This window comes from Tangfeifania diversioriginum (assembly GCF_900141875.1).
Taxonomy (GTDB): Bacteria; Bacteroidota; Bacteroidia; order Bacteroidales; family Prolixibacteraceae; genus Tangfeifania; species Tangfeifania diversioriginum.
Genome location: NZ_FQZE01000032.1, coordinates 1 through 22,156, shown reverse-complemented (window position 1 = coordinate 22,156; position 22,156 = coordinate 1). Strand labels below are relative to the sequence as shown.

Below are 22,156 nucleotides of genomic sequence, written 5' to 3'. Positions count from 1 at the left end.
TGCCAATGATACAATACGAATCGAATTATTATACGTAAAGTTTGAATGATTAAAATTGAAACGTAATTCAACTCGTTGCCGGGAACAGGATAAGTTTATGTATTTATGCAAAAATGGAAATCAATTATCTTGCTGCCCAGCGGAATACGAAGAACGCAATAATACTGTACCCCAGGTTGGGAATCCACACAGCAATGAAAGGGGATGTGTTCCCGCTTATTGCAAAAACTGTAGAAACCTGTAAGAATAAAATATAGGAGAAACTGAGCAGCAATCCCAGTCCAAGGTGTAATCCCAGTCCGCCTTTTATTTTACGTGAAGCAAGCCCGACTCCAATTATTGTAAGAATAAAGGCAGAAAAAGGTCCGGCTAATCGCTTGTGCCTTTCAATTTCCCATTCTACCGTGTTCACTCCTCTCAATTTCATTTTTGAAATTTCTTTTTTCAGTGCCGGGGTAGTGAAATTTTCCATTTCGTTTTTCATCACTTTGTAATCTTCTGGTGTCATGTTAAGTGTTGTATCGAGCCGGTAGCCCTTTTCAAATTCTTCGTGGTCTTCATAAATGGTTCTTTTCCACCAGTTGTTAATAACCCATTTGCCTGTTTCTTCGTCCCATCTAATGTTATCTGCCGTAAGTTTTTCTACCAGTTTGGAATCCTCAAAACGTTCGAGTGTGAACCGGTACCCCACGTAGTTTGCATTAAAACTCTGCATGTAAATAAAAACGCCGGGCTCAATCTGCCTGTGGATATTTCGTTCGCTCGAAATGGTTTGTCTGTTGTTGTCAATATAAAATTGCCGGAATTCATTCATTGTCCGGTTGGCGGGTGGAATTATATAATTCCCTAGCGTAAACGAAAAAGCGGCAAGAATAAATGCAGAAACCATGTAAGGCCGCATTAACCGGCGGTATGAAACCCCGCTACTTAGAATGGCAATAATTTCGGTGTTGTATGCCATTTTCGATGTAAAATATATTACTGCGATAAATGTGAACAGCGGACTAAAAAGATTGGCGAAATAGGGAATAAAGTTCAGGTAATATTCTGAAATAATGGTTGACCAGGGAATATCTTTCGACAAAAATTCGTCAAGATTTTCTGACATGTCGAAAACCACGGCAATGCTAAGTATTAAAGTAATAGCATAAAAAAAAGTTCCCAGAAACTTTTTGGTTATGTATATGTCGATGGTTTTATAAAGTTTCATTACCTCCTACAATCTTTCTTTTAATCGTTCTGTCATTTCTTCTTTCCAGGCCCTGAACCCACCCTCTGCAATTTTTTGACGGGCAGTTTTTACGAGCCATAAATAGAATGCAAGGTTGTGTTGGCTGGCTATTTGTGCCCCGAGCATTTCGTTTGAAATAATCAGGTGCCTTAAATAAGCTTTTGAATATTGATCAACAAAGGAAGTGCCATTTTCATCGACAGGCGAGTGGTCGTTTTGCCATTTTTTATTTCTTATGTTGATGATTCCATCCGATGTAAAAAGCATTCCGTTACGGCCGTTGCGAGTTGGCATAACGCAGTCGAACATATCAACTCCCCTGTCAATACCTTCCAAAATGTTTATTGGAGTGCCCACTCCCATCAGGTACCGCGGTTTGTCTTCAGGGAGGTCGGCCGTGCAAATTTCGGTCATTTCGTACATGGCTTCTTCCGGTTCTCCAACCGACAGGCCTCCGATGGCATAACCGTCGGCATTATGCGATATAACATGAGCAACGGCTTTTTGTCGTAAATCAGCAAAAGTATTTCCCTGAACAATTGGGAAAAGCGTTTGGCTGTATCCGTATTTGGACTGAGTGTTTTCAAATTGGTTAATACAGCGGTCGAGCCAGCGCTGGGTTAGCTCGAGCGATTTTTTTGCATAAGCATAATCGGCATCTCCGGGAGTGCATTCATCAAATGCCATCATGATATCGGCCCCAATTGATCGCTGTATGTCGATTACATTTTCGGGTGTGAAACTATGGTATGATCCGTCGATGTGCGACTGAAACCGGGCACCTTCCTCGGTGAGCTTGCGGATGTCGCCCAGCGAAAAAACCTGGTAACCCCCGCTGTCGGTTAATATCGGACCGTTCCAGCGGTTGAATTTGTGCAGCCCTCCGGCTTTTTCAATTACTTCAATCCCCGGGCGGAGGTAAAGGTGATACGTGTTGCCTAAAATTATTTGTGCTTTTATGTCTTCCTGTAAATCGCGGGAGTGGATTCCTTTTACTGAACCTGCTGTGCCCACAGGCATGAAAATTGGCGTTTCAATAGTACCGTGATCAGTGGTAATAACACCTGCCCTTGCTCTTGAATTGCTTGTTGTTGCTGTAACCTTAAATTTCATAACCTATTTTCAAGATGGCAAATATAGCCATTCTGCACGAATTGAACCTGAATTGGATTGGGTTGAAGGTGTTAATTAATCCTAATTCAAAATTTGAACAAATTGCTGTTATTTTCGAAAGAAATATTTTGAAATTGTACGTAATGTTTCCATTTTTGGCGCGACGTATTTTTACCCTGTTATTTTTTCATAATGGTTGAATCATTGTTAGCTGCTATTGCCCGTTTCCATTTATATGAGTGGGTAGTTATTAGTATATTTTTTGGTATTTATCTGTTGAGGATAATTTATCTTTTTTTATTTACGGGCAGGGTTTTGTTGCTGAAAAAACCTGAACGAATTGGTCATTCCCCCGTTTCATTGCTATTGGCTTTTAGAAATGAAGAGAAAAACCTGGAAAAGAATTTGGCTCCGTTGTTGGCATCAGTCAAACCGGATTCCGAAGTTATTGCCGTTGACGATTTTTCGCAGGATAATTCGCTTTCAGTAGTAGGGATTTTTAAAATAAATTGTAACAATCTGAGAATTTCTTCATTGCCTCAGGAAACCCGTTATTCAGAAAAAATGGCCCGGAATATTGCATTGAAAGCAGCCCGGCATGAATGGGCAATGGTAATTCCACCTGAAATTTCTTCCACAGGAGAAAATTGGGCAGAGGTGGTTTCTTCTTTCAGTGGAAAAGATAAGAATGTTGTAGTGAACTATTCCAATCTTGTTGACACAGGTAAATTTTTTAATCGGCTTTACCGTTCCGAATGTTTCTTTCAGCAGTTAAAAAGTTTCGGTTTTATATTGAACGGCCTGTCGTTTATCAATTTCGAAGAGAATGTTGCCTTCCGTAAATCCAGGTATTTTGAGGCAGGCGGTTTTGGCCCGAAAGTGAAAGAGCCTTTTGCTAACCTGGAGCTGGTAATCAATACATTTATTACTAAAAATAATACGGAAATTAACTTCACTCACTCAACTGCAATAAAAAAGGAGTTGCCGGTAACATGCAGTCATTTCACTGATTTACTGAAAAAAGAAATGCATATACGAAACTATTTACCTTTTGGGAAAAGACTGGTCCTTTTTTTCGAAAAGACTTTAGCACTGGTGTTTCTACCGTTTGCAATTCTATTGCTTTTCCTGTTTGTTGATTTGTGGCCGGTGTTTTCTTTCTTGTTAATTGTTTATTTCGCAGCGTTTTCGTTTATCATAAAAATATCCCTGAAACATTTGAATGAAAGTAAATTATTCTTATCTTCGTTAGTGTATGCTTTAATTATGCCTTACTTGAAATTAGGTTACCAGGGATATTTATATTTACACAGAGGCAACCAAAAATGGAAGAGCAAAAAGTAAATTTGTCAGAAAAGGCACTCCGTGACTACGAACTCGTGCAAAAAGCGCTGGATGGCGACGAGAAAGCGTTCACACGGTTGCTTGGGCGTTACAAAGATGCCATTTATTTTATGTTGCTCAAAATGGTAAATAACCGGAACGATGCGGAAGATCTCACCCTCGAGGCATTTGGTAAAGCGTTCAAAAATATTCATCAGTATTCTCCCACCTATGCGTTTAGCACATGGCTTTTTAAAATTGCATCAAACAACTGTATCGATTTCTTGCGCCGCAAAAAAGGAACTTATGTTACCATAGAAAATAACGAATCCGGCCAAAACAACGAGGCAGTGAGATTGAAATCGAAAGAACCCGATCCCGAGGAAAAACTCATCAGGCAACAAAAAGCCATTTTGCTTCACCGCATTGTAAGAAGGTTGAAACCCCGATACCGGATGCTAGTGGAGCTGCGTTATTTTCGCGAATATTCATACGAAGAAATTGCCAAAGAACTGGGCCTTCCGCTGGGCACCGTTAAAGCCCAGCTTTTCAGGGCGCGCGAAATGTTGTTTAAAATGATTGAAAACACCGAGATGAGCCGTAACGCATGACAAACAAAATGGATATTATTCTGAAGTATTTTCCTGATTTGACGCCGGAACAAATCGAGCTTTTTACACAACTGGAACCACTTTACGCCGACTGGAATTCTAAAATAAATGTGATTTCGCGAAAAGATTTTTCTGAATTTTATGAGCGGCACGTGTTGCACTCGCTGGCCATCGCAAAACTTATTCATTTTACCCCTGGTTCTGAAATTTTGGATGTGGGCACCGGGGGTGGATTTCCCGGAATTCCGCTGGCCATATTTTTTCCACATGTCAATTTTCACCTGGTGGATTCCATCGGTAAAAAAATAAAAGTGGTGAAAGCGGTGGCAGAAAGTCTGGGCCTGGAAAATGTAACGGCCGAGCAAATCCGCGTGGAGCAGCTAAAAACCAAATATAATTTTGTGGTGAGCCGTGCCGTAACGCGCATGCCTGAATTTGTAAGCTGGGTTCGAAAAAATATTTCGCTGAAACAGCAAAATGCCTTACCAAACGGCATCTTGTACCTGAAGGGCGGCGATTTAACCAAAGAGATTAAACCTTTCCGCAAACAGATTTTTATTCAGCATCTTTCTGATTATTTCGAAGAGGAATTTTTTGAAACCAAAATGCTGGTGCACCTGGCACTCTGAAAATTTTGTTTATTCATTCAAATACTCATCCCCAAACGAAACTCCCATTCTCCGTGCTTTTACAATTAGCGGGTGCTCTTCGTCAACTAACCGTAAATTACCGCCTACTTCAGAAAGCGGGATTGTAGTGAGTTCGTTTTTGTTCATGGCTACCATCGTGCCAAAACAACCATCGGCAATGCACTGTGCGGCGTAAGAACCGTACTGTGTGGCCAAAATCCGATCCATTGGAGTTGGGCTGCCACCCCGCTGAACATAACCAAGTACTGTTTCGCGGGTTTCAATTTCGGTATAAGTATGAATGGCTTCACCAATGTGTGCTGCTGCCGATTTTCCTTTCGGGTGGTCAATCCCCTCGGCTACAACCACAATGGAATATGGTTTTTTGTTTTCGTAACGTTTTTCAATTTTTTTGCATACCGACCGGATGTTGTACGGAACTTCCGGAATCAGAATAATATCGCCGCCACCAGCCAAACCTGAGTAGAGTGCCAGCCAGCCGGCGTGGTGCCCCATCACTTCAATAATCATAACCCGCTGGTGCGAGTTGGCTGTGGTGTGCAACCGGTCCACTGCTTCCGTAGCCACCTGTACTGCCGAGTCGAAACCAAAAGTTACATCGGTTCCCCACACATCGTTGTCGATGGTTTTCGGGATGCCGATAACGTTAATTCCTTCCTGTGCCAGCATATTGGCGGTTTTCATGGTTCCGTTTCCGCCAATGCAAACCACGCAGTCGAGCCCAAGTTTTTCGTATGTTTTTTTTATTTTTTTTGGTTTTTCAGGGTTTTTCGTTTTCCCTTTTTTCACCATTTTGTAGGGTTTCTCGCGCGAAGTTCCGAGAATGGTTCCGCCTTCAGTAAGAATACCCGAGAGCTGCGATTCGCTTAACTTTATGTAATCATTCTCAATTAAACCCAGATAGCCGGCGTTAAAACCGTAAACTTCCATTCCGTACTCCACAATAGCCGTTTTGCCAACTCCTCTTATGGCTGCGTTAAGTCCGGGACAATCGCCACCGGCTGTTAAAATGCCAATTTTTTTTGGTTTACTTTCAGATTCCATGGTTTCAAATTAAATTATACTCATGTTTCAAAAGAAATATGATACCGAAATTACGAAAGAAATTTGGAAATTATTAATTTTGTATAGCACAATTAGTGTATATTGTTAATTATTTAAGGGTGAATTATATATTATTTTTCCAGTCACCCTAATAATTTTTTGATGAGCGAGAATTCAATCTATTAATAAACAAATAAAAGAAAATTGAAAATGAAAAATTATTTTTCGTTACTAATGGTAGTTACTTTTTTATTCGCTGTTTCATGCACCGGAGGCCAGAAAAAATCCGATGACAGTTCAGCTGACAGCGAAAAACAGGCGACAGTAGAAGAAGCAGCCGGTCCTAATGAATTAACAGGGGCTGAGCAAGAAGAGGGCTGGATGTTGTTGTTTGATGGTGAAACCAGCGAAGGCTGGCGTGGTGTTAATAAAGATCATTTTCCGGCAGGCTGGGAAGTGGTTGACGGAACTTTGCACTGCAAGGAGTCAGGACAGGGAGAAGCCGGTGCCGAAGATGGTGGCGACATTTTGTACGAACAGAAATTTTCGAATTTTGTATTGAAGTTCGACTGGAAAATTTCTGAAGGTGGTAATTCAGGTGTATTCTATCTTGGCCAGGAAGTTGAAGGTGACCCGATTTGGAAAACGGCTCCCGAATTTCAGGTGCTGGATAACGAAAGACATCCTGATGCCATGCTCGGAGAAAATGGCAACCGTCAATCGGCTTCGTTGTACGACTTGATTCCTGCCGATCCGCAGAACACAAAACCTGCAGGTGAATGGAATTCAGCCGAAATCCTGGTTTACGATGGCACTGTGGTTCACAAACAAAATGGCGAAACTGTGCTGGAATATCACCTTTGGACCGACGACTGGAACGAACTGGTTGCTGATTCAAAGTTTCCTGAATTGAACCCGGATTGGGCCAATGTAGCTAAAGAAGGCTATATTGCACTACAGGATCACGGTGATGCTGTTTGGTATAAAAATATTAAAATCAGGGAATTATAGAATTGTTAATTTTTCTAATTTTTTCATTTCAAAAGGGCATGTTTTTATAGCATGTCCTTTTTTGATCTATTCAGGGTAGTAGCCCGAGTCATTCAGAATCTCCTGGTAATTGGTGTTTGCCATTAATTGTGCCAACGTAACTTCCTCAAATTTATCCATATATTTTCGAACAATTTGCCAGCCAATCCAGATTCCGGCACGTGCAGGCGACTCTGTTGGAAAACCGGTTGTATAGGGCCCGTCGTTGATGTAGCGCAAAATATCCATCCGTTTGTTGGAATAGAGCATCTCGTTTTCTATCAGAAAATTCCACATTTGCGGTTCGTTGCTTTTGCACCATTGTAGTTGTTCTGAAGTATAACCTATTTTCAGCGAATCGTGCATTTCGGGGAGCATGGCATCAACAAAATACATCAGTTTTCCCTGGTGGACAATATTGTCGAGGACTGTTGTGGTTCCGTGTGGATCGTCAAACTCAGTCAGTCCCCACGCATAAGCTACATCCGATACCAATTTCTTTTTATGCATATTTTTTACCTTGTAAAGCGGCACATTGCTTAATTTTTGGTAATAGCTGCAATCACGTCCCAGGTATTTATCAAGGCTGATTCCGATTATTTCTTCCGCTGTAAAAACCGATTGATTAAAGCCCGAAATGGTTGTAAAAATTGTTGGCAGTTCTTTGTCCGGAAAATGATAATGGAAATATTTGAATGCTGTAATTAGCTCCTCCTCTGTTTTTTCAAAGTCTGAAGATTCTTTTTCCACTAAGGTTTTTACATTCACAATCATGGTATCGGTGAGGAATTCGCCCATAATTTCCGGGAAATGTTCCTCTTCAATTCCACCCACACCAATTACTTTCCAGGTGAACAGATCGAAAAACTCCGGATTTTTGTTTCTCAGGGCAGTTAATTCAGCCAGGGTATCTTGCAAGGGCAATTCAAAAAGATCCTGGTCGAAACGCACAACCTCAACCTCGGTCTCTATTCCCGAAATATCCACTTTCAAAGGATTGCGGCTACAGGAGGCAAAGAAGATTACAGATAGCAGGATTATAAAATATGTTTTGTGTTTCATTGTTTTCATTTCAATTCATTACGCTCTTGTACAAAATTTATTGCGAAATTGTCCCAAAAATAAGACATTTGCACATTACACATTTATTTTTAAACTCTTTTTATGAAAGTTACACTGGCTCAGTTAAATTACATAATTGGCGATTTTGAGGGGAACGCCGTCAAAATTATTGAAACCATCGAAAAGGCAAAAAATGCAGGAGCTGATCTTGTTGTTTTTTCTGAATTATCGGTAACGGGTTATTATCCGCACGATTTGCTTGAAAAGAAGGAATTCATCCGAAAAGCCGAAGAAAGAGTAAAACAAATAGCGGCCTCTTGCAACAACATTGCAGCCATTGTGGGCGCCCCCCGTATCAATGAAAACGAAGAGGGGAAAACACTATACAACGCGGCATTCTTTCTAACAGATGGAAAAATCCGGTCGGTGCACAACAAAACATTGCTGCCCACCTACGATATTTTTGATGAATACCGCCATTTTGAGCCGAACCAGGAATTTAACGTGGTGGAATACAAAGGCGAAAAAATTGCCGTAACTATTTGCGAAGATTTGTGGGATGAGCAACCCACCGCCAACGAATTCGGTAAAAATAAACTTTATCGTGTTTCGCCTATGGAAGAATTGGCAAAACTGCGGCCCGACTTTGTAGTCAATATTTCTGCATCGCCTTTTTCGTACAACCAGGAAAGCTGGCGTAAAGATGTGCTGGTGTCTAAAGCGAAAAGGTTCAATACACCCATTTTTTATGTGAACCAAATCGGTGCCCAGACTGAGTTGATTTTTGACGGAGGCTCGGTTTTTATCAATGAACAGGGGGAAATTGTGAAAGAGCTGAAATATTTCGAGGAGGATTTTCTGATTGTGGATACTCAAGAATTGGGAGAACCGGAAGTTCAGCCAAAAGCAGATCATATTGAGAAAATTCATGATGCACTGGTTTTGGGGTTGCGCGATTATTTTCGAAAAATGGGATTCAAACAGGCCACGCTTGGCTTGTCGGGGGGAATCGACTCGGCAGTAACCGCAGTTTTGGCTGTTGAAGCGCTCGGGCCAGAAAATGTGCGCGTGCTGCTCATGCCTTCAAAATATTCGTCGGGGCACAGTGTGGACGATGCCCGACAACTGGCCGAAAACCTGGGAATCCAGTATGACATCATCAAAATTCAAAATGCCGTGGATGAATTCGAAAAAGAACTGGCCCCGCTTTTCGAAGGAACTAATCCGGATGTTACTGAGGAAAATATACAGGCGCGAGCTCGCGGGGTTTTTGTAATGGCCGTCTCCAACAAATTCGGTCACATTCTTTTAAATACCACAAACAAAAGCGAGTGTGCTGTGGGCTACGGAACGCTGTACGGCGATATGAACGGCGGCCTGGCTGTTTTGGGCGATGTGTATAAAACCGACGTGTTTCAAATGGCCCGTTTTATGAATGCCCACGGTGAAATCATTCCTGAAAATACCATTACCAAACCGCCGTCTGCCGAATTGCGCCCCGATCAGAAAGACACCGATTCGCTGCCTGATTATTCGGTTCTTGATGAAATCCTGTTCAGTTTTATTGAGTTGAACCAGTCGCCGCAGGAAATCATTGCCAAAGGGTTTGATGAAAAAGAAGTCAACCGGGTGATTCGTATGGTAAATATAAATGAATACAAACGATTCCAGGCAGCACCCATTTTGCGGGTCAGTTCAAAAGCGTTCGGTTTTGGAAGGAAAATGCCACTGGTAGCGAGGTATTAAATTATTTTCTACATTTACAGTATGTCTGTTATCAATGGAATAAAGGAAGAAACTTTGATACAGCGACTCATTAACGGCGACCAGACGGCCTTTGAATTGCTGTTTCGTTTCTATTATCCGGGGTTGGTAACATTCGCTTCCCAAATAGTGATTGATTCTACAGAGGCCGAAGAAATTGTCCAGGATTTTTTTGTGAAACTATGGTTTGGCCGGAGAAAAATCAAAAATACAGAGTCGCTGAAAAGTTACTTTTTTACCTCGGTTAAAAACCGGGCGCTGAATGTCCTGAAAAAAGAAAAAATCAGCGAAAAAGTGCGGGAAGAACTTCGGGACATGGTTGAATCCGACCGTCTTTACCAACCCGACTTGTTTGTTGAATCAGAGCTGCAATCACGCATCAAATTAGCATTTGAAAAACTACCGCCCCGCATCAACGAAATTTTTACACTAAGCCGGTTCAAAGGCTTTTCCAATGACGAAATTGCAGGAGAACTGAATATTTCCAAACGTACCGTGGAAACCCAAATTTCCAATGCCCTGAAAATTTTAAGGGAAGAGTTGAAAGATTACATGTTTATGTTGCTGTTGTTTTAAGTTTTTTCATTTTTCTTCTACGTGTTTTTCCTTTCCGGATTGTATAATCAGTAAACCAGTCTAAATTTGGTGAATACAACAGAAAAAAATTGAATGAATAAAAATAGGCAACATAAAAAATTCGAACCCAATTTCAAAAATTTAATTGAATACCGGAAAGGATTAACATCCTTCGATAAAAAACTGGAAGCGGCAAAGTTAATTGACCAAACCGCTACGGTGGATGTTGACAAAGCTTATCGCACAGTAAGCAGCAAAATCAACAAGGGAAACAAAACAACCGGCATTTTTACCTCGCTTACCCGCATTGCAGCAGTACTTACCCTGCCATTGCTTGCTTTTACCATCTGGACCCTCTTTTTTCAGGAAACGAATAAAGCGCCTGTTGAAATGGCGCAAAACGAAATTACCTGGCAGAAAATTCAAAGTCCGATGGGGATGCGTTCGCAAGTGGTACTGCCCGATGGTTCCAATTTGTGGCTCAATGCAGGAAGCGAGGTAAAATACAGCATTCCGTTTACCCGCGAAAACCGGGAAGTGGAACTTGCCGGCGAAGCGTTTTTCGATGTGGCCAAAAATGAACAATTGCCTTTTGTGGTAGTGGCCGGAGATACTGAAGTAGAAGTTTTGGGTACACAGTTTAATGTAAACGCATATCCGCAAACAGAGCAAATACAAGTGGCACTGAAAGAAGGGAAAGTAAAATTCCGGTTTGCCGGGGATGAGGGAAAAATGAAGTTTTGCGAACTGAACCCCAATGATTTTATGGAATTTAGCAAAACAGATAAAACTTTTGCCCGTAAAAATACCAATATAGAAAAATATATTGCCTGGCACCAAAATGTAATGATCTTGGACGACACACCGATGACCGAACTGGCCGGGATGCTGGAGCGGTGGTATGGCGTAGAGGTAGTTATTGCCGATGAGGAAATAAAGCGGTATAAGTTTACCACTACTTTCGACAATGAGCCACTGCACCGCGTGCTGGAACTGCTGGAAATCAGTTCTCCCGAAATAAAAATTAACTATACCGTGGGAAAACCCATCGAGGGAACCAAAAAATTTTCCCCTTCAGTTGTAACCATAACCAAAAAATAATTGCCTATGCGAAACGAAACTTAAAAAATCAATTCTTATGAAAAAAGAAGGAAGCGCTGCGAACACTTCCTTCCATCGTTACCCACGGGTTTTGACCCAGGGAAATTTTTAAATCATTCTATAATTTAAAACAGTGTAAAACTATGAAAAAAATTGTAAACCTACTGTGTTTGCTTTTGAAGCAACACCGAAAAAAACTAATTGTTATGCGCAATACGTTTTTGATACTACTCATCAGCGCCTTCCAGGTTTTTGCCACCGGCAGCTATGCGCAAACCAAAACAATCAGTCTGGCGATGAACGATGCCACCATCAGCGAGGTGTTGTCTGCCATTCAAAATCAAAGCGAATTTTATTTTCTGTACAACAGCGAGTTAGTCGATGTAACCAAAAAAGTGGATGTCGAAATCGAAAGAGAAAAGGTAGATGAGATTTTGGCCCGGTTGTTCAGTAAGGAAGAAGTGGACTTTTTAATCAAAGACCGTTACATTGTATTAACTCCTGTTGGCGGAAATGCGGAATTGTTTGCTGACCGGCAGCAACAACCCGCCGTTTCAGGTACAGTTACCGATGTTTCAGGACAGACCTTACCAGGTGTTACTGTTGTAGTGAAAGGAACAACCCAAGGGACAATTACTAATTCCGACGGAGAATATTCCTTAGCCAACATTCCGGAAAATGCTACTTTGCAGTTTTCGTTTGTGGGGATGAAAACCCAAGAGATTGAAGTTGCAAATCAAACAATTATTGATGTAACTATGCAAGTAGATGCTATCGGGATTGAAGAAGTAGTTGCCATCGGATATGGTGTGGTCAAAAAAAGTGATATCACAGGATCTGTTTCTTCAGTAAAAATAGATGAATTGCGAGAAGGTGCAACAACTTCAGTCGACCAACTACTTATAGGGAAAAGTGCAGGTGTAAATGTTGTCGAAAATAGTGGAGAGCCAGGTGGAGGTATATCAATTAATATTAGGGGGGCAAGCTCAATAAATGCAGGTAACAGTCCGCTTTATGTAATCGATGGTTTGCCAATTGATAATTCAAGGGCTGTAAATAACGGATCAATAAATGCTTTTGGAAACAATAGAAGTCCTAGAAGTCCATTGGCTTCAATAAACCCTTCAGATATTGAGTCGATTGAAATATTAAAAGATGCTTCTGCAACTGCTATTTATGGATCGAGAGGTGCCAACGGTGTTATCTTGATTACAACAAAATCAGGAAAAAATGAAAATATGAAAGTCGCTTATCAAGGTTACCTGGGGGTTCAGAACAGAGCAAGGAAACTAGAGCTTTTAAATGCTGAAGATTATAAAAAAGTTATTAACGAAATTATTGCTGAAGGAGGCGACAGTGAAGAATCTTTGGTAGGAGAGATTGCCAATGGAGGAAAGGGAACTGATTGGCAAGATGAACTGAATAATGCAAATGCCATCGTACATGATCACCAACTGGCATTTTCAGGCGGGACAAAAACGACTTCCTACTATATCTCACTAAACTATATGAACCAGGAAGGGATTATGAAGAATACCGACTTTAGTAGGTATGGAGCAAGAATTAACCTAAAATCGGAGCTTTCAGACAAATTCAATATTGGCTTTAATGCTACCGGCACATACACAAAAGACAATTTCATTGCAAACGGTTTTGGAATTAATGAATGGGCAGGTCCTTTGTATGCAGCATATAACTTTGATCCAACATTACCTGTTTTTGACGAAGACGGCAGTTATGCATTATCCCCATTTTTGACAGTGGATAATCCTGTTGCCATTTCAGAAGGAATGAGTTCGGTATCAAATACAAACCGGATCTTGGCTTCAATGTATGGTGAGTATCATTTCACTCCAACCCTTTTTGCAAAACTGAACATTGGTGGTGATTTTGTAAACGAGAGCCGCAAAAGTTTTATTTCCAGTCTGACCAAAGCTGGTAGGAACAATGGAGGAATTGCTTCAAATCAGAATGTAGAAAAAAGTAACTACTTGGTTGAAGGTACCGTTCATTATACCAAATCGTTTGATATTCATGCTATAAGTGCGATGGCAGGCCTAACCTACCAACGTTTTATCACCAATGGTCTTAGCAATCAAGCAAGTGGCTTTCCTAATGAATCTCTGGAAGCAAACAGTCTAGGAATCGGAGACCAATCAACCTTTGATATTAGCAATTACCTAACCGGTAACAGGCTAGCTTCTTATATTGGTCGTATAAACTATTCATTGAATGATAAATATCTGCTGACTGCTACGATAAGGGCAGATGGATCTTCCCGCTTTGGTAAGAACAACAAATTTGGATTTTTCCCATCTACGGCTCTTGCCTGGAAAATATCAAATGAAGAATTTTTGGAAGGAGTGGATTATATCAGCAATTTGAAAGTACGAACAAGCTGGGGCCAGACAGGTAACCAGGAAATTGGAAATTTCCCTTCATTAAGTACTTTCGGATCAGGAGGTACGGCAATTTGGAATGAAAGCCCTGTGACAGGAACTGCCCCGTTGAGAATTCCAAATCCTGATCTAAAGTGGGAAACAACGGAACAAATTAACATTGGTTTAGACTATGGATTATTTAATAGCAGGTTGAGCGGAAGTGTTGATTATTTCAAAAAGAAAACAACTGATATGCTTCTAAACTTGCCAATTCCACAATCAACGGGTTTTAGCAGTATCTTGTCCAACGTTGGTCGTATTGATAATCAAGGATTTGAGCTAACATTGAACACGGTAAATGTAACTTCTAAAGATTTTACCTGGAGAACAGACTTTACATTTACCACTATGAAAAATGAGGTTAAAGATTTGGGAGGAATTCCTGAGATTATTGTTGGGGCAGGATACACTCATGTTACACAGGTAGCAATTATAAAACCAGGATCACCTCTTAATTCATATTATGGATGGGAAGTTGACGGAATATGGCAGGAAGGAGATGATTTTAGCCAGTTTACTGAAGACTACCAACCAGGAGATTTAAAGTATGTAGATCAGGATGGAGATAAGGTAATCACTGATAAAGATAGGGTAGTTTTAGGAACTTCATTTCCCGATTATCAATGGTCGATGGGCAATACTTTCTCCTATAAAGATTTTAGCTTGTTCATGTTTATTGAAGGTGTTGAAGGTGTTGATATGTTGAATGGGAACTTAATCGACAACTATTTTCCAATTAACTTTAGAAGAAACAAGTTTGCTGAGCCTTATTTGAATCGTTGGACACCCGACAATCCAACCAATGAATACCCTTCATTTGTTGATCCATTGAAATTTGGTCGTAGAGTTGCAAATACTCAAACTTTACTTGACGCTTCGTACATAAGACTAAAAACAGTCAGACTCAGTTATAATCTACCTCGAATTAGCAGGAACATTGAATCCGCACAAGTATATGTTACCGGACAGAACCTTTATACGCTAACTGATTACATTGGACTGGATCCAGCTGTGAATCCAAATAATAATCCAAATTTCCGGATGGATTTCAATGTCTATCCATCAGCAAAAATTTTAATATTTGGGATAAAGGTTGATTTTTGATGATATTAACTTAAAAGCAATTTAAAATGAAATTATTATATAAATTTAAAATATCAGTTTTAACGCTGATCGCAATTTTTGTATTGCATGGATGTGAAGACATTTTGGAAGAACCAGTCCAATCACAATTTGCCTCAAGCAATTTATTGAGTACAAAAAATGGATTGGAATCTGTACTCGCAGATGCTTATGCCAGGAATGGTAATATTGCCAGAACCAGAAATATTGTCAAAAGAGAAGAAATGACCGCCGATATTTTGTGGCAAACGGGAGGTGGTGAAAACGGAACTGCAGCTCCTCTAATAGGATTTAGGTGGGATCCCTCAAGTAGACTGGAAGCTTTTTGTTGGATTGAGTATTGGCAGATGATTAGGGATGCTAACATTATTATCGAGAGTATCGAAAATGTTTCTGACTTTGCAAGTGATCAAGATAAAAGTCAGTTATTTGCTGAAGCCAAATTCTTGAGAGTTTGGGCATATTATCAGTTATGGAATCAATACGGTCCGTTACCCATTAGGAAAAGCCAAAGTGATCCACTTGAAATTGCAAGACCAACACAAGAAGAATTTTATACTTTTGTAGAGACCGAGTTATTGGCTGTAATTCCGGATCTTCCAGACCCCGGAGATGAGCCAGCCTATGGTCGTGTACATAGTGGAGGAGCCCAGGCATTACTCTGCAAATGGTACCTCAATACATTGCAATGGCAAAAATGTGCAAATGTTGCCCAGGATATTATTTCAAGCAATGAATTTGAATTGTTCCCAGATTACTACGACCTGTTTGCACTTAAAAATGAACACAACAGCGAGTTTATTTTAGTTAAAGCAAAACTGGCCAACCAAGGAAATAAAAACAACCTTTTAGCGACCACTTTGCCCTGGGGCTACAAGGAAGGCCTTGATGGAGGCCTAGAAGGAGTTGTCAACGAGAAGTGGGCAAACTATGCATCACAGTATCGCTTGTATGATGAATTCTATTACAGTTTTGATGAAAATGATGACAGAAGGAAACGGATTCTTACCAAGTACATTAACACCTCGGGAGACATCGTTAACTTGTTAACGGACTATTCAGATGCTACACGCGCATTAAAATAACCACCGGATCCTGAAGCATCAGGTGACGCACATGGTAACGATGTCCCAATGATCAGGTATGCAGATATTTTACTATCCAGGGCAGAGGCATTAAATCAACTGAATGGTCCAAATTCAGAATCAATAGACTTGATTAACCAAATAAGAAATAGGGCAGGACTGGAAGATATTCAGTTAGCTGATTTTGATACAAGAGAGGCACTTGTAGAGCAAATTTTAAAGGAACGACGATGGGAATTCTGGTATGAAGGTAAAAGAAGAAGAGATCTGATAAGAAATGGGAAGTTCATTGAATATGCCCACAATAGAGGGATTTCCAATGCAACAGAAAATCATCTTTGGTTTCCTATTCCTCAATCGGCAGTTGATGCCAATTCTTTATTAGAACAAAATAAAGGTTATTAGTTCCACATATATACTTAAATGGCAGGCATTATTTTTAGCGATGTCTGCCATTTAATAGTTTAAAATAAATATTCATAAAATGGCAAAACATAAAATATTGTATATCATTTTTTTAATGTTTTTAACATTTTTAGGATGTTCAAAAGCAAAACAGTCTGAACAGCCAAATGTTGTAATCATATTCATTGACGATATGGGGTACGCCGATCCTTCCTGTTTTGGGAATCCGGTTGTCGAAACGCCAAATATAGACGCTTTAGCCGGTGAGGGGCTTAAATTCACCAATTTCTACGTAAACTCACCCATTTGTTCTCCTTCGCGGGTTGCATTAAATACTGGCACCTATCCCATGCGACACAGAATTCATTCCTATATTGCCAGTTCCGAACAGAACAACAATCGAGCAATGGCGGACTATCTGAATCCTGAAGTACCTTTTTTTGCCCACAAATTGAAACAAAATGGTTATGCCACAGGCCATTTTGGCAAATGGCACATGGGAGGAGGCCGTGACCTGGGTGATGTGCCGCACCCCTCGGAATATGGATACGACAAGTCTCTTGTCAGCTTCGAGGGAATCGGAGACCGGGTACTTTTTCCCAATGACAATTTATGCGCACAAAGTGCCAAATTGGGCAGGGGAAATATTATCTGGGCCGAAAAACACCGGTCAACGGAAATTTACGTGGACAGTGCCTTGGCATTTATCGACCGTAACCCCGGAAAGCCCTTCTTTGTAAATCTTTGTCCTAACGACGTGCACGATCCGCATCTTCCGGATTCGGCAATGTGGGAAAATTATAAAGCACATTCAGAAAATCCCTGGGAACAAAAATTTTTCGCTGTCCTCAGGGAACTGGACAACCAGATAGGGAGGTTTATGAGCGGGCTGGAGAACCGGGGATTGCTGGGAAATACCATTGTAGTTTTTACCAGCGACAACGGTCCTACCGACTGGCCGCACTATTACAACAGGCAAAGGTATCCGGCCGGTTATAAGGGCGAACTCTATCCGCCGGGGTTTGCAGGTGAATTTTACGGACGTAAATGGAGCCTGTATGAAGGCGGAATCAGGATGCCTTTCATTATTCGGTGGAAAGGACATACACCGGTGGCAGTGACCGATTCCACCACGGTGCTGGCTGCGATGGATTTATTTCCTTCGTTGTGCTCCCTGTTGGGAATTAAGTATCCTGAAAACCTGGACGGAACGGACAAAAGTGAAGCCTTGCTTGGAACCCCCGTCAAAGTCACTCAGCCATTGATGTGGGAGTATGCCAGCAATCCGGGCGGTTCAATACAACCGGGAAACAAAGCATTTCGTTCGCCCAACCTAGCCATCCGCCAGGGTGACTGGAAACTGCTAATAAATGCCGATTCAACAGATATAAAACTGTTTAACCTGAAAAAAGACCCGGGAGAAAAATTGAATCTGGCTGCTCAAAATACCGAACTCGCCGGGGTAATGGCCGGGAAAGTTCTGGCCTGGCGCCGGTCCATGCCGGTAGATATGCCGGGAAATACCGGAGAATAGTCTGATACTTTAATCAAGTCAATGATGAAAAAAATTTTTGTAATACTATTTTTAATGTGGACTGCTTTTCCGGTTTTATCTGCGGAGAACTCTGCCACCTCCCGACCCAACATCTTATTTATTATGGCCGATGATTGCACCTACAGCGAAATCGGTTGTTTTGGCGGACAAAATGCCAAAACCCCGAATATTGACAAATTAGCCGATGAAGGATTGATTTTTAACCGGGCTTATGTGAGCATGGCGATGTGTGTCCCTGCCCGTCATGAATTATACACAGGGCTGTACCCGATGGAAAGCGGTTGCGCCTGGAATCATGGCAGGTCAAAACCCGGTACAAAAAGTATTTTTCATTACCTCACCGACCTGGGATACAGGGTAGGTATATCAGGTAAAAAACATGCTTCTCCCAAAGAAGTATTTCCATATATAAATGTGCCTGGATTTGAAGAAAATTGTGTGTTGGCCAATGAAGAAAAAGAAGATATTACAGGGATAAAAAGATTTATGGAAGAGAAAAACGACGAACCCTTTTGTTTATTTGTCTGCTCTACGAGTCCACATGCCCCTTGGACATTGGGAGATGCATCAGCGTATCCGCCGGCTGAATTGAAGTTGCCGGCCCACCTGGGCGATACTCCCGAAGTAAGGGAAGCTTACTCGCGTTACCTCGCCGAAGTTACTTATTTTGACCGCCAGGTGGGCGAGGTGCTTAAAACCCTGGAAGAGACAGGTAATGCAAACAACACAGTGGTCATGCTGTCCACAGAACAGGGATGGCAGTTTAGCGGGGGCAAATGGACAAACTGGGATTTGGGTGTCCATACCGGACTGATTGCAAAATGGCCCGGGAAAATAAAACCGGGTTCCGAAACCGGGGCGCTGGTTCAGTTTGCTGATATTACACCTACTTTTGTCGATGTTGCCGGAGGGGAAGAAGTTCCGGCGGTTTCAGGAAAGAGTTTTCTGGATGTCCTGCTGGGCAAAAACGAGAAACACAGAAAATATGTTTACTGTATGCATAATAATGTGCCGGAGGGAAAACCATATCCGATAAGAGCAGTAATAAGCAGTGAATATCATTATATAAGCAATTTATTGCCCGATAGTATATATTTTGAAAAACATCTCGAAGCAGGGGCCCATGGAGAAGTATGGTGGGAACGCTGGAAAGAGAAAGCGAATACCAGCACCCGTGAAAAATACCTAGTAGAACGTTTTTACCACCGCCCTGCCGAAGAATTTTATGCAGTGGAGACCGATAAAGAGCAGTTTGATAACCTTGCCGGTAACCCAATATTTGAGCGTGAACTGGAGAAACACCAGAATGCATTAGATGCCTGGATGAAAACACAAAATGACCCGGGAGTTCCGGTCGATACAGAAAGTGAGTATGAAAAACGATACTGGGAAAATTGAGATTAATTATTTATAAGTCAATTATATATTTTATATGTTATGAAAAAGGATTTTTTATTTTTTATCATTATTGGCATATATGCCATGAATTTGAATGCACAACCATGGCAACCTGCCGGCAACAAGATTAAAACCCAATGGGCCGAAGAAGTCAATCCGGCGAATCCCCTGCCCGAATACCCGCGTCCGCAAATGGAACGAGCCCAATGGTTAAACCTCAACGGTCTGTGGGGTTATGCGATTTTGGAACGCGGAGGAAATATACCTGCTACTTTAGAAGGAAAAATTTTGGTTCCGTTTGCTATTGAATCCAGTTTGTCTGGTGTGCAAAAAAGAGTAGGCGAAAACAAGGAACTTTGGTATGAACGAACTTTTACAGTCCCCTCTGAATGGAAAAACAAAGATGTAGTGCTGAATTTTGGTGCCGTTGACTGGAAAGCAGATGTTTGGGTGAACAACATCAAAGTTGGCACACATAAAGGAGGCTACACCCCTTTCAGTTTTAATATTACCCCTTTCCTTTCCAAAAGCAGCGAACAAAAACTTATGGTAAAAGTATGGGACCCGACTGACAAGGGGTTTCAGCCTCGCGGTAAACAGGTGGAAGATCCACGGTCAATCTGGTACACTCCGGTTACCGGTATCTGGCAAACGGTTTGGATTGAGCCGGTTGAAAAAGCATACATCACCCACCTGAAAACGGTTACGAATATCGACGGCGAAAACATTACGGTTAAAGCTGCAACTGAAGGAACTTCTTTAACAGATATTATCGAGGTGAAAGTTCTGGAAAACGGAAATGTGGTAAGTACGGGCAAAGCCGCCGCCGGGCAGGAAGTCCTGGTTTCGGTACCCGATGCGAAACTCTGGAGCCCCGAATCGCCGTTTTTGTACGATATGAAAGTTACTGTTTTGCGCGACGGAAAGCCTGTTGATAAAGTGAAAAGTTATTTTGGGATGCGTAAGATTTCCACTGCACGCGATAAAAACGGGATTGTGAGAATGCAACTCAATAACAAGGATTATTTCCATTTTGGCCCGCTCGACCAGGGATGGTGGCCCGATGGCCTCTATACGGCACCAACCGACGAGGCACTGTTATATGACATCAAAAAAACAAAAGATTTCGGTTTCAACATGATTCGCAAGCACGTGAAAGTGGAACCGGCACGCTGGTATTACCACTGCGACCGCGAAGGTATCCTGGTGTGGCAGGATATGCCAAACGGAGACGCCCACCCTGAATGGCAACGCAGAAATTATTTTGATGGAAAAGAACTGGAACGCAGCGCTGAATCAGAAGAAAACTTCCGCCGGGAATGGAAAGAAGTAATGGATTTAACTTACTCGAATCCCAGTGTTGTGGTCTGGGTTCCGTTTAACGAAAGGTGGGGCCAGTTTAAAACCGAAGAAATTGTAGAGTGGACCAAAAACTACGATCCGTCGCGCCTGATTAATCCTGCAAGTGGCGGTAATCACTATGATGTGGGTGATATGATTGATATGCACAATTATCCTGATCCTGTTATGGGGCTTTTCGATTCAAAAAGAGTAAATGTCCTTGGAGAGTACGGCGGTATTGGATTGGTGCTGGAACACCATTTTTGGGAAAAAGACCGGAACTGGGGCTATGTACAATGCAAAAATTCAGAAGAAGCGACGAAGGTTTATATTGAATATGCTGAGAAATTGAAAAAACTTATTCCTTTTGGCTATTCGGGGGCAGTTTATACACAAACAACCGATGTGGAAATCGAGGTAAATGGTTTGTTGACTTATGACCGCAAAGTGATTAAATTAAATGAAGAAAAAATAAGAAAGATAAATCAGGAAGTTTGTAATTCTTTAAATGATTAGTAATCGGCAATATTTTTATATACAGATAATGGAATTTCTGTATATTTAAAGAAATTCCTTTCTTCTTGTGCGCCTTGCATGGTAGCAGATTTGGTAGTGAGAGTCCACTATGGGGGTTTGTTGTCGCTAAACATTAGCTGAAGGCAAGGGTGACTATCGCGAGGTGGAATCTGAAGGAAGCCGAAAGCAAACCTCTGCCCGAGGAATACGAATTGCATCAGGCATAACCGGTGGAATGAGATTGCAAGACAGATCGAAGTCCAACGGCTATACGGATCCCGCTCCCGCGCGGTGTGCCGTGAGTAAAGGCAAGCGTTCTTTACATCGCTGCAAATAAGATGCCTGCCTGCCTGCAAAGGCAGGGAGGAACCGACCACAGGCAGGTCATGATTGGTTGACCCTCCGGAGTCTCTCTGCAGGGAGCGGCTCCAAACAACTTTCCTAATGCATGTTGAGCAATCGGCATGTGTGAAGCGAGGAAAGAAAAGGTTTCGAGTTGAAGGAATCATGTGTGGATAAAAGAGATGAGCGAAAGTTCACCCTGTGAAATTTAGGTTTTATTTCACAGGGTAAACCTACCAATGAAGCATCGGGAAAGCGGTACAATATGACAATATAGTCCTAATTGTTTGGATTTAGCACCAACAAAATAGTGCAATTTGCATGGGATTAATCCTGGTCAAAATAAATTAACTTAGGGTTTGCTGAAAAACTAACGATTTATTTTTAATAGGCATTGTTCAACTCCGTTATTAGCAGGTTGAAAATTCACTAATAATTCCATTGTCT

General features: G+C 41.5%; 16 protein-coding genes and 1 pseudogene. 13 read left to right on the top strand and 4 right to left on the bottom strand.

Going from position 1 to position 22,156, the window contains the following annotated elements; all coding sequences use genetic code 11:
• Positions 1–124 precede the first annotated feature (124 nt).
• Complete coding sequence (locus BUC07_RS16925; protein ID WP_073172387.1) at positions 125–1,210, bottom strand: LptF/LptG family permease; 1,086 nt, start codon at positions 1,208–1,210, stop codon at positions 125–127.
• Between the two features lie 6 nt (positions 1,211–1,216).
• Positions 1,217–2,344, bottom strand: coding sequence for a tRNA guanosine(34) transglycosylase Tgt (tgt, locus tag BUC07_RS16920; RefSeq protein WP_073172384.1), 1,128 nt, complete (start codon positions 2,342–2,344; stop codon positions 1,217–1,219).
• A 192-nt stretch (positions 2,345–2,536) separates the two neighbouring features.
• On the opposite strand from tgt, the gene BUC07_RS16910 reads away from it, so the two are divergent.
• From BUC07_RS16910 to rsmG, 3 genes are read left to right on the top strand one after another with little or no spacing between them, the layout of a single operon-like run.
• Positions 2,537–3,688, top strand: coding sequence for a glycosyltransferase family 2 protein (locus BUC07_RS16910; protein ID WP_073172378.1), 1,152 nt, complete (start codon positions 2,537–2,539; stop codon positions 3,686–3,688).
• Complete coding sequence (locus tag BUC07_RS16905) at positions 3,670–4,278, top strand: RNA polymerase sigma factor (protein ID WP_073172374.1); 609 nt, start codon at positions 3,670–3,672, stop codon at positions 4,276–4,278. Before BUC07_RS16910 ends, BUC07_RS16905 begins: the two co-directional genes overlap by 19 nt.
• 8 nt (positions 4,279–4,286) lie before the next feature.
• Positions 4,287–4,907, top strand: a complete 621-nt coding sequence (gene rsmG, locus BUC07_RS16900; protein ID WP_073172460.1) for a 16S rRNA (guanine(527)-N(7))-methyltransferase RsmG — start codon at positions 4,287–4,289, stop codon at positions 4,905–4,907.
• 9 nt (positions 4,908–4,916) lie between these two features.
• Here rsmG and BUC07_RS16895 read toward each other — a convergent pair whose 3' ends face one another.
• Complete coding sequence (locus BUC07_RS16895) at positions 4,917–5,972, bottom strand: 6-phosphofructokinase (RefSeq protein WP_073172371.1); 1,056 nt, start codon at positions 5,970–5,972, stop codon at positions 4,917–4,919.
• 210 nt (positions 5,973–6,182) lie between these two features.
• On the opposite strand from BUC07_RS16895, the gene BUC07_RS16890 reads away from it, so the two are divergent.
• On the top strand, positions 6,183–6,983 hold the full coding sequence (locus BUC07_RS16890; protein WP_073172368.1) for a 3-keto-disaccharide hydrolase: 801 nt from the start codon (positions 6,183–6,185) through the stop codon (positions 6,981–6,983).
• A gap of 66 nt (positions 6,984–7,049) precedes the next feature.
• Here the strand turns inward: BUC07_RS16890 and gldB are convergent, their stop codons facing one another.
• Entirely contained in the window at positions 7,050–8,063 is a 1,014-nt protein-coding gene (gldB, locus tag BUC07_RS16885) for a gliding motility lipoprotein GldB (RefSeq protein WP_139279623.1), read from the bottom strand.
• Between the two features lie 102 nt (positions 8,064–8,165).
• On the opposite strand from gldB, the gene BUC07_RS16880 reads away from it, so the two are divergent.
• The 9 genes and pseudogenes from BUC07_RS16880 (at position 8,166) to BUC07_RS16845 (ending at position 21,367) form a co-directional block, all read left to right on the top strand.
• Positions 8,166–9,809: an NAD+ synthase gene (locus BUC07_RS16880; protein WP_073172362.1), complete on the top strand. Its 1,644-nt coding sequence runs from the start codon at positions 8,166–8,168 to the stop codon at positions 9,807–9,809.
• A 21-nt stretch (positions 9,810–9,830) separates the two neighbouring features.
• The gene (locus BUC07_RS16875; protein WP_083578320.1) at positions 9,831–10,403 is read left to right on the top strand and encodes an RNA polymerase sigma-70 factor; all 573 of its coding nucleotides are present in this window, start codon (positions 9,831–9,833) and stop codon (positions 10,401–10,403) included.
• Positions 10,404–10,496: 93 nt separating this feature from the next.
• Positions 10,497–11,504, top strand: coding sequence for a FecR family protein (locus BUC07_RS16870; RefSeq protein WP_073172359.1), 1,008 nt, complete (start codon positions 10,497–10,499; stop codon positions 11,502–11,504).
• 143 nt (positions 11,505–11,647) lie between these two features.
• Positions 11,648–15,049 carry a TonB-dependent receptor gene (locus BUC07_RS16865; protein ID WP_083578319.1) on the top strand — a complete coding sequence of 1,134 codons (3,402 nt, stop codon included), beginning with the start codon at positions 11,648–11,650 and terminating at the stop codon, positions 15,047–15,049.
• A 26-nt stretch (positions 15,050–15,075) separates the two neighbouring features.
• Complete coding sequence (locus BUC07_RS16860; protein ID WP_083578318.1) at positions 15,076–16,152, top strand: RagB/SusD family nutrient uptake outer membrane protein; 1,077 nt, start codon at positions 15,076–15,078, stop codon at positions 16,150–16,152.
• Positions 16,153–16,182: 30 nt separating this feature from the next.
• Positions 16,183–16,557: pseudogene (locus tag BUC07_RS20590) on the top strand (RagB/SusD family nutrient uptake outer membrane protein); the annotation flags it as partial.
• 79 nt (positions 16,558–16,636) lie between these two features.
• Positions 16,637–18,091, top strand: coding sequence for a sulfatase family protein (locus BUC07_RS16855; RefSeq protein WP_073172356.1), 1,455 nt, complete (start codon positions 16,637–16,639; stop codon positions 18,089–18,091).
• Between the two features lie 21 nt (positions 18,092–18,112).
• Positions 18,113–19,510: a sulfatase family protein gene (locus tag BUC07_RS16850; protein WP_139279622.1), complete on the top strand. Its 1,398-nt coding sequence runs from the start codon at positions 18,113–18,115 to the stop codon at positions 19,508–19,510.
• 39 nt (positions 19,511–19,549) lie between these two features.
• Positions 19,550–21,367, top strand: coding sequence for a glycoside hydrolase family 2 protein (locus BUC07_RS16845; RefSeq protein WP_073172353.1), 1,818 nt, complete (start codon positions 19,550–19,552; stop codon positions 21,365–21,367).
• The last annotated feature ends 789 nt before the right edge of the window (positions 21,368–22,156 follow it).

Coding starts and splice junctions, on each gene's coding strand:
- BUC07_RS16925 (WP_073172387.1), bottom strand. CDS start 1,210: ATGAAACTTTATAAAACCATCGACATATACATAACCAAAAAGTTTCTG.
- BUC07_RS16845 (WP_073172353.1), top strand. CDS start 19,550: ATGAAAAAGGATTTTTTATTTTTTATCATTATTGGCATATATGCCATG.
- BUC07_RS16865 (WP_083578319.1), top strand. CDS start 11,648: ATGAAAAAAATTGTAAACCTACTGTGTTTGCTTTTGAAGCAACACCGA.
- rsmG (WP_073172460.1), top strand. CDS start 4,287: ATGGATATTATTCTGAAGTATTTTCCTGATTTGACGCCGGAACAAATC.
- BUC07_RS16870 (WP_073172359.1), top strand. CDS start 10,497: ATGAATAAAAATAGGCAACATAAAAAATTCGAACCCAATTTCAAAAAT.
- BUC07_RS16910 (WP_073172378.1), top strand. CDS start 2,537: ATGGTTGAATCATTGTTAGCTGCTATTGCCCGTTTCCATTTATATGAG.
- BUC07_RS16890 (WP_073172368.1), top strand. CDS start 6,183: ATGAAAAATTATTTTTCGTTACTAATGGTAGTTACTTTTTTATTCGCT.
- gldB (WP_139279623.1), bottom strand. CDS start 8,063: ATGAAACACAAAACATATTTTATAATCCTGCTATCTGTAATCTTCTTT.
- BUC07_RS16895 (WP_073172371.1), bottom strand. CDS start 5,972: ATGGAATCTGAAAGTAAACCAAAAAAAATTGGCATTTTAACAGCCGGT.
- BUC07_RS16880 (WP_073172362.1), top strand. CDS start 8,166: ATGAAAGTTACACTGGCTCAGTTAAATTACATAATTGGCGATTTTGAG.
- BUC07_RS16860 (WP_083578318.1), top strand. CDS start 15,076: ATGAAATTATTATATAAATTTAAAATATCAGTTTTAACGCTGATCGCA.
- tgt (WP_073172384.1), bottom strand. CDS start 2,344: ATGAAATTTAAGGTTACAGCAACAACAAGCAATTCAAGAGCAAGGGCA.
- BUC07_RS16905 (WP_073172374.1), top strand. CDS start 3,670: ATGGAAGAGCAAAAAGTAAATTTGTCAGAAAAGGCACTCCGTGACTAC.
- BUC07_RS16850 (WP_139279622.1), top strand. CDS start 18,113: ATGATGAAAAAAATTTTTGTAATACTATTTTTAATGTGGACTGCTTTT.
- BUC07_RS16875 (WP_083578320.1), top strand. CDS start 9,831: ATGTCTGTTATCAATGGAATAAAGGAAGAAACTTTGATACAGCGACTC.
- BUC07_RS16855 (WP_073172356.1), top strand. CDS start 16,637: ATGGCAAAACATAAAATATTGTATATCATTTTTTTAATGTTTTTAACA.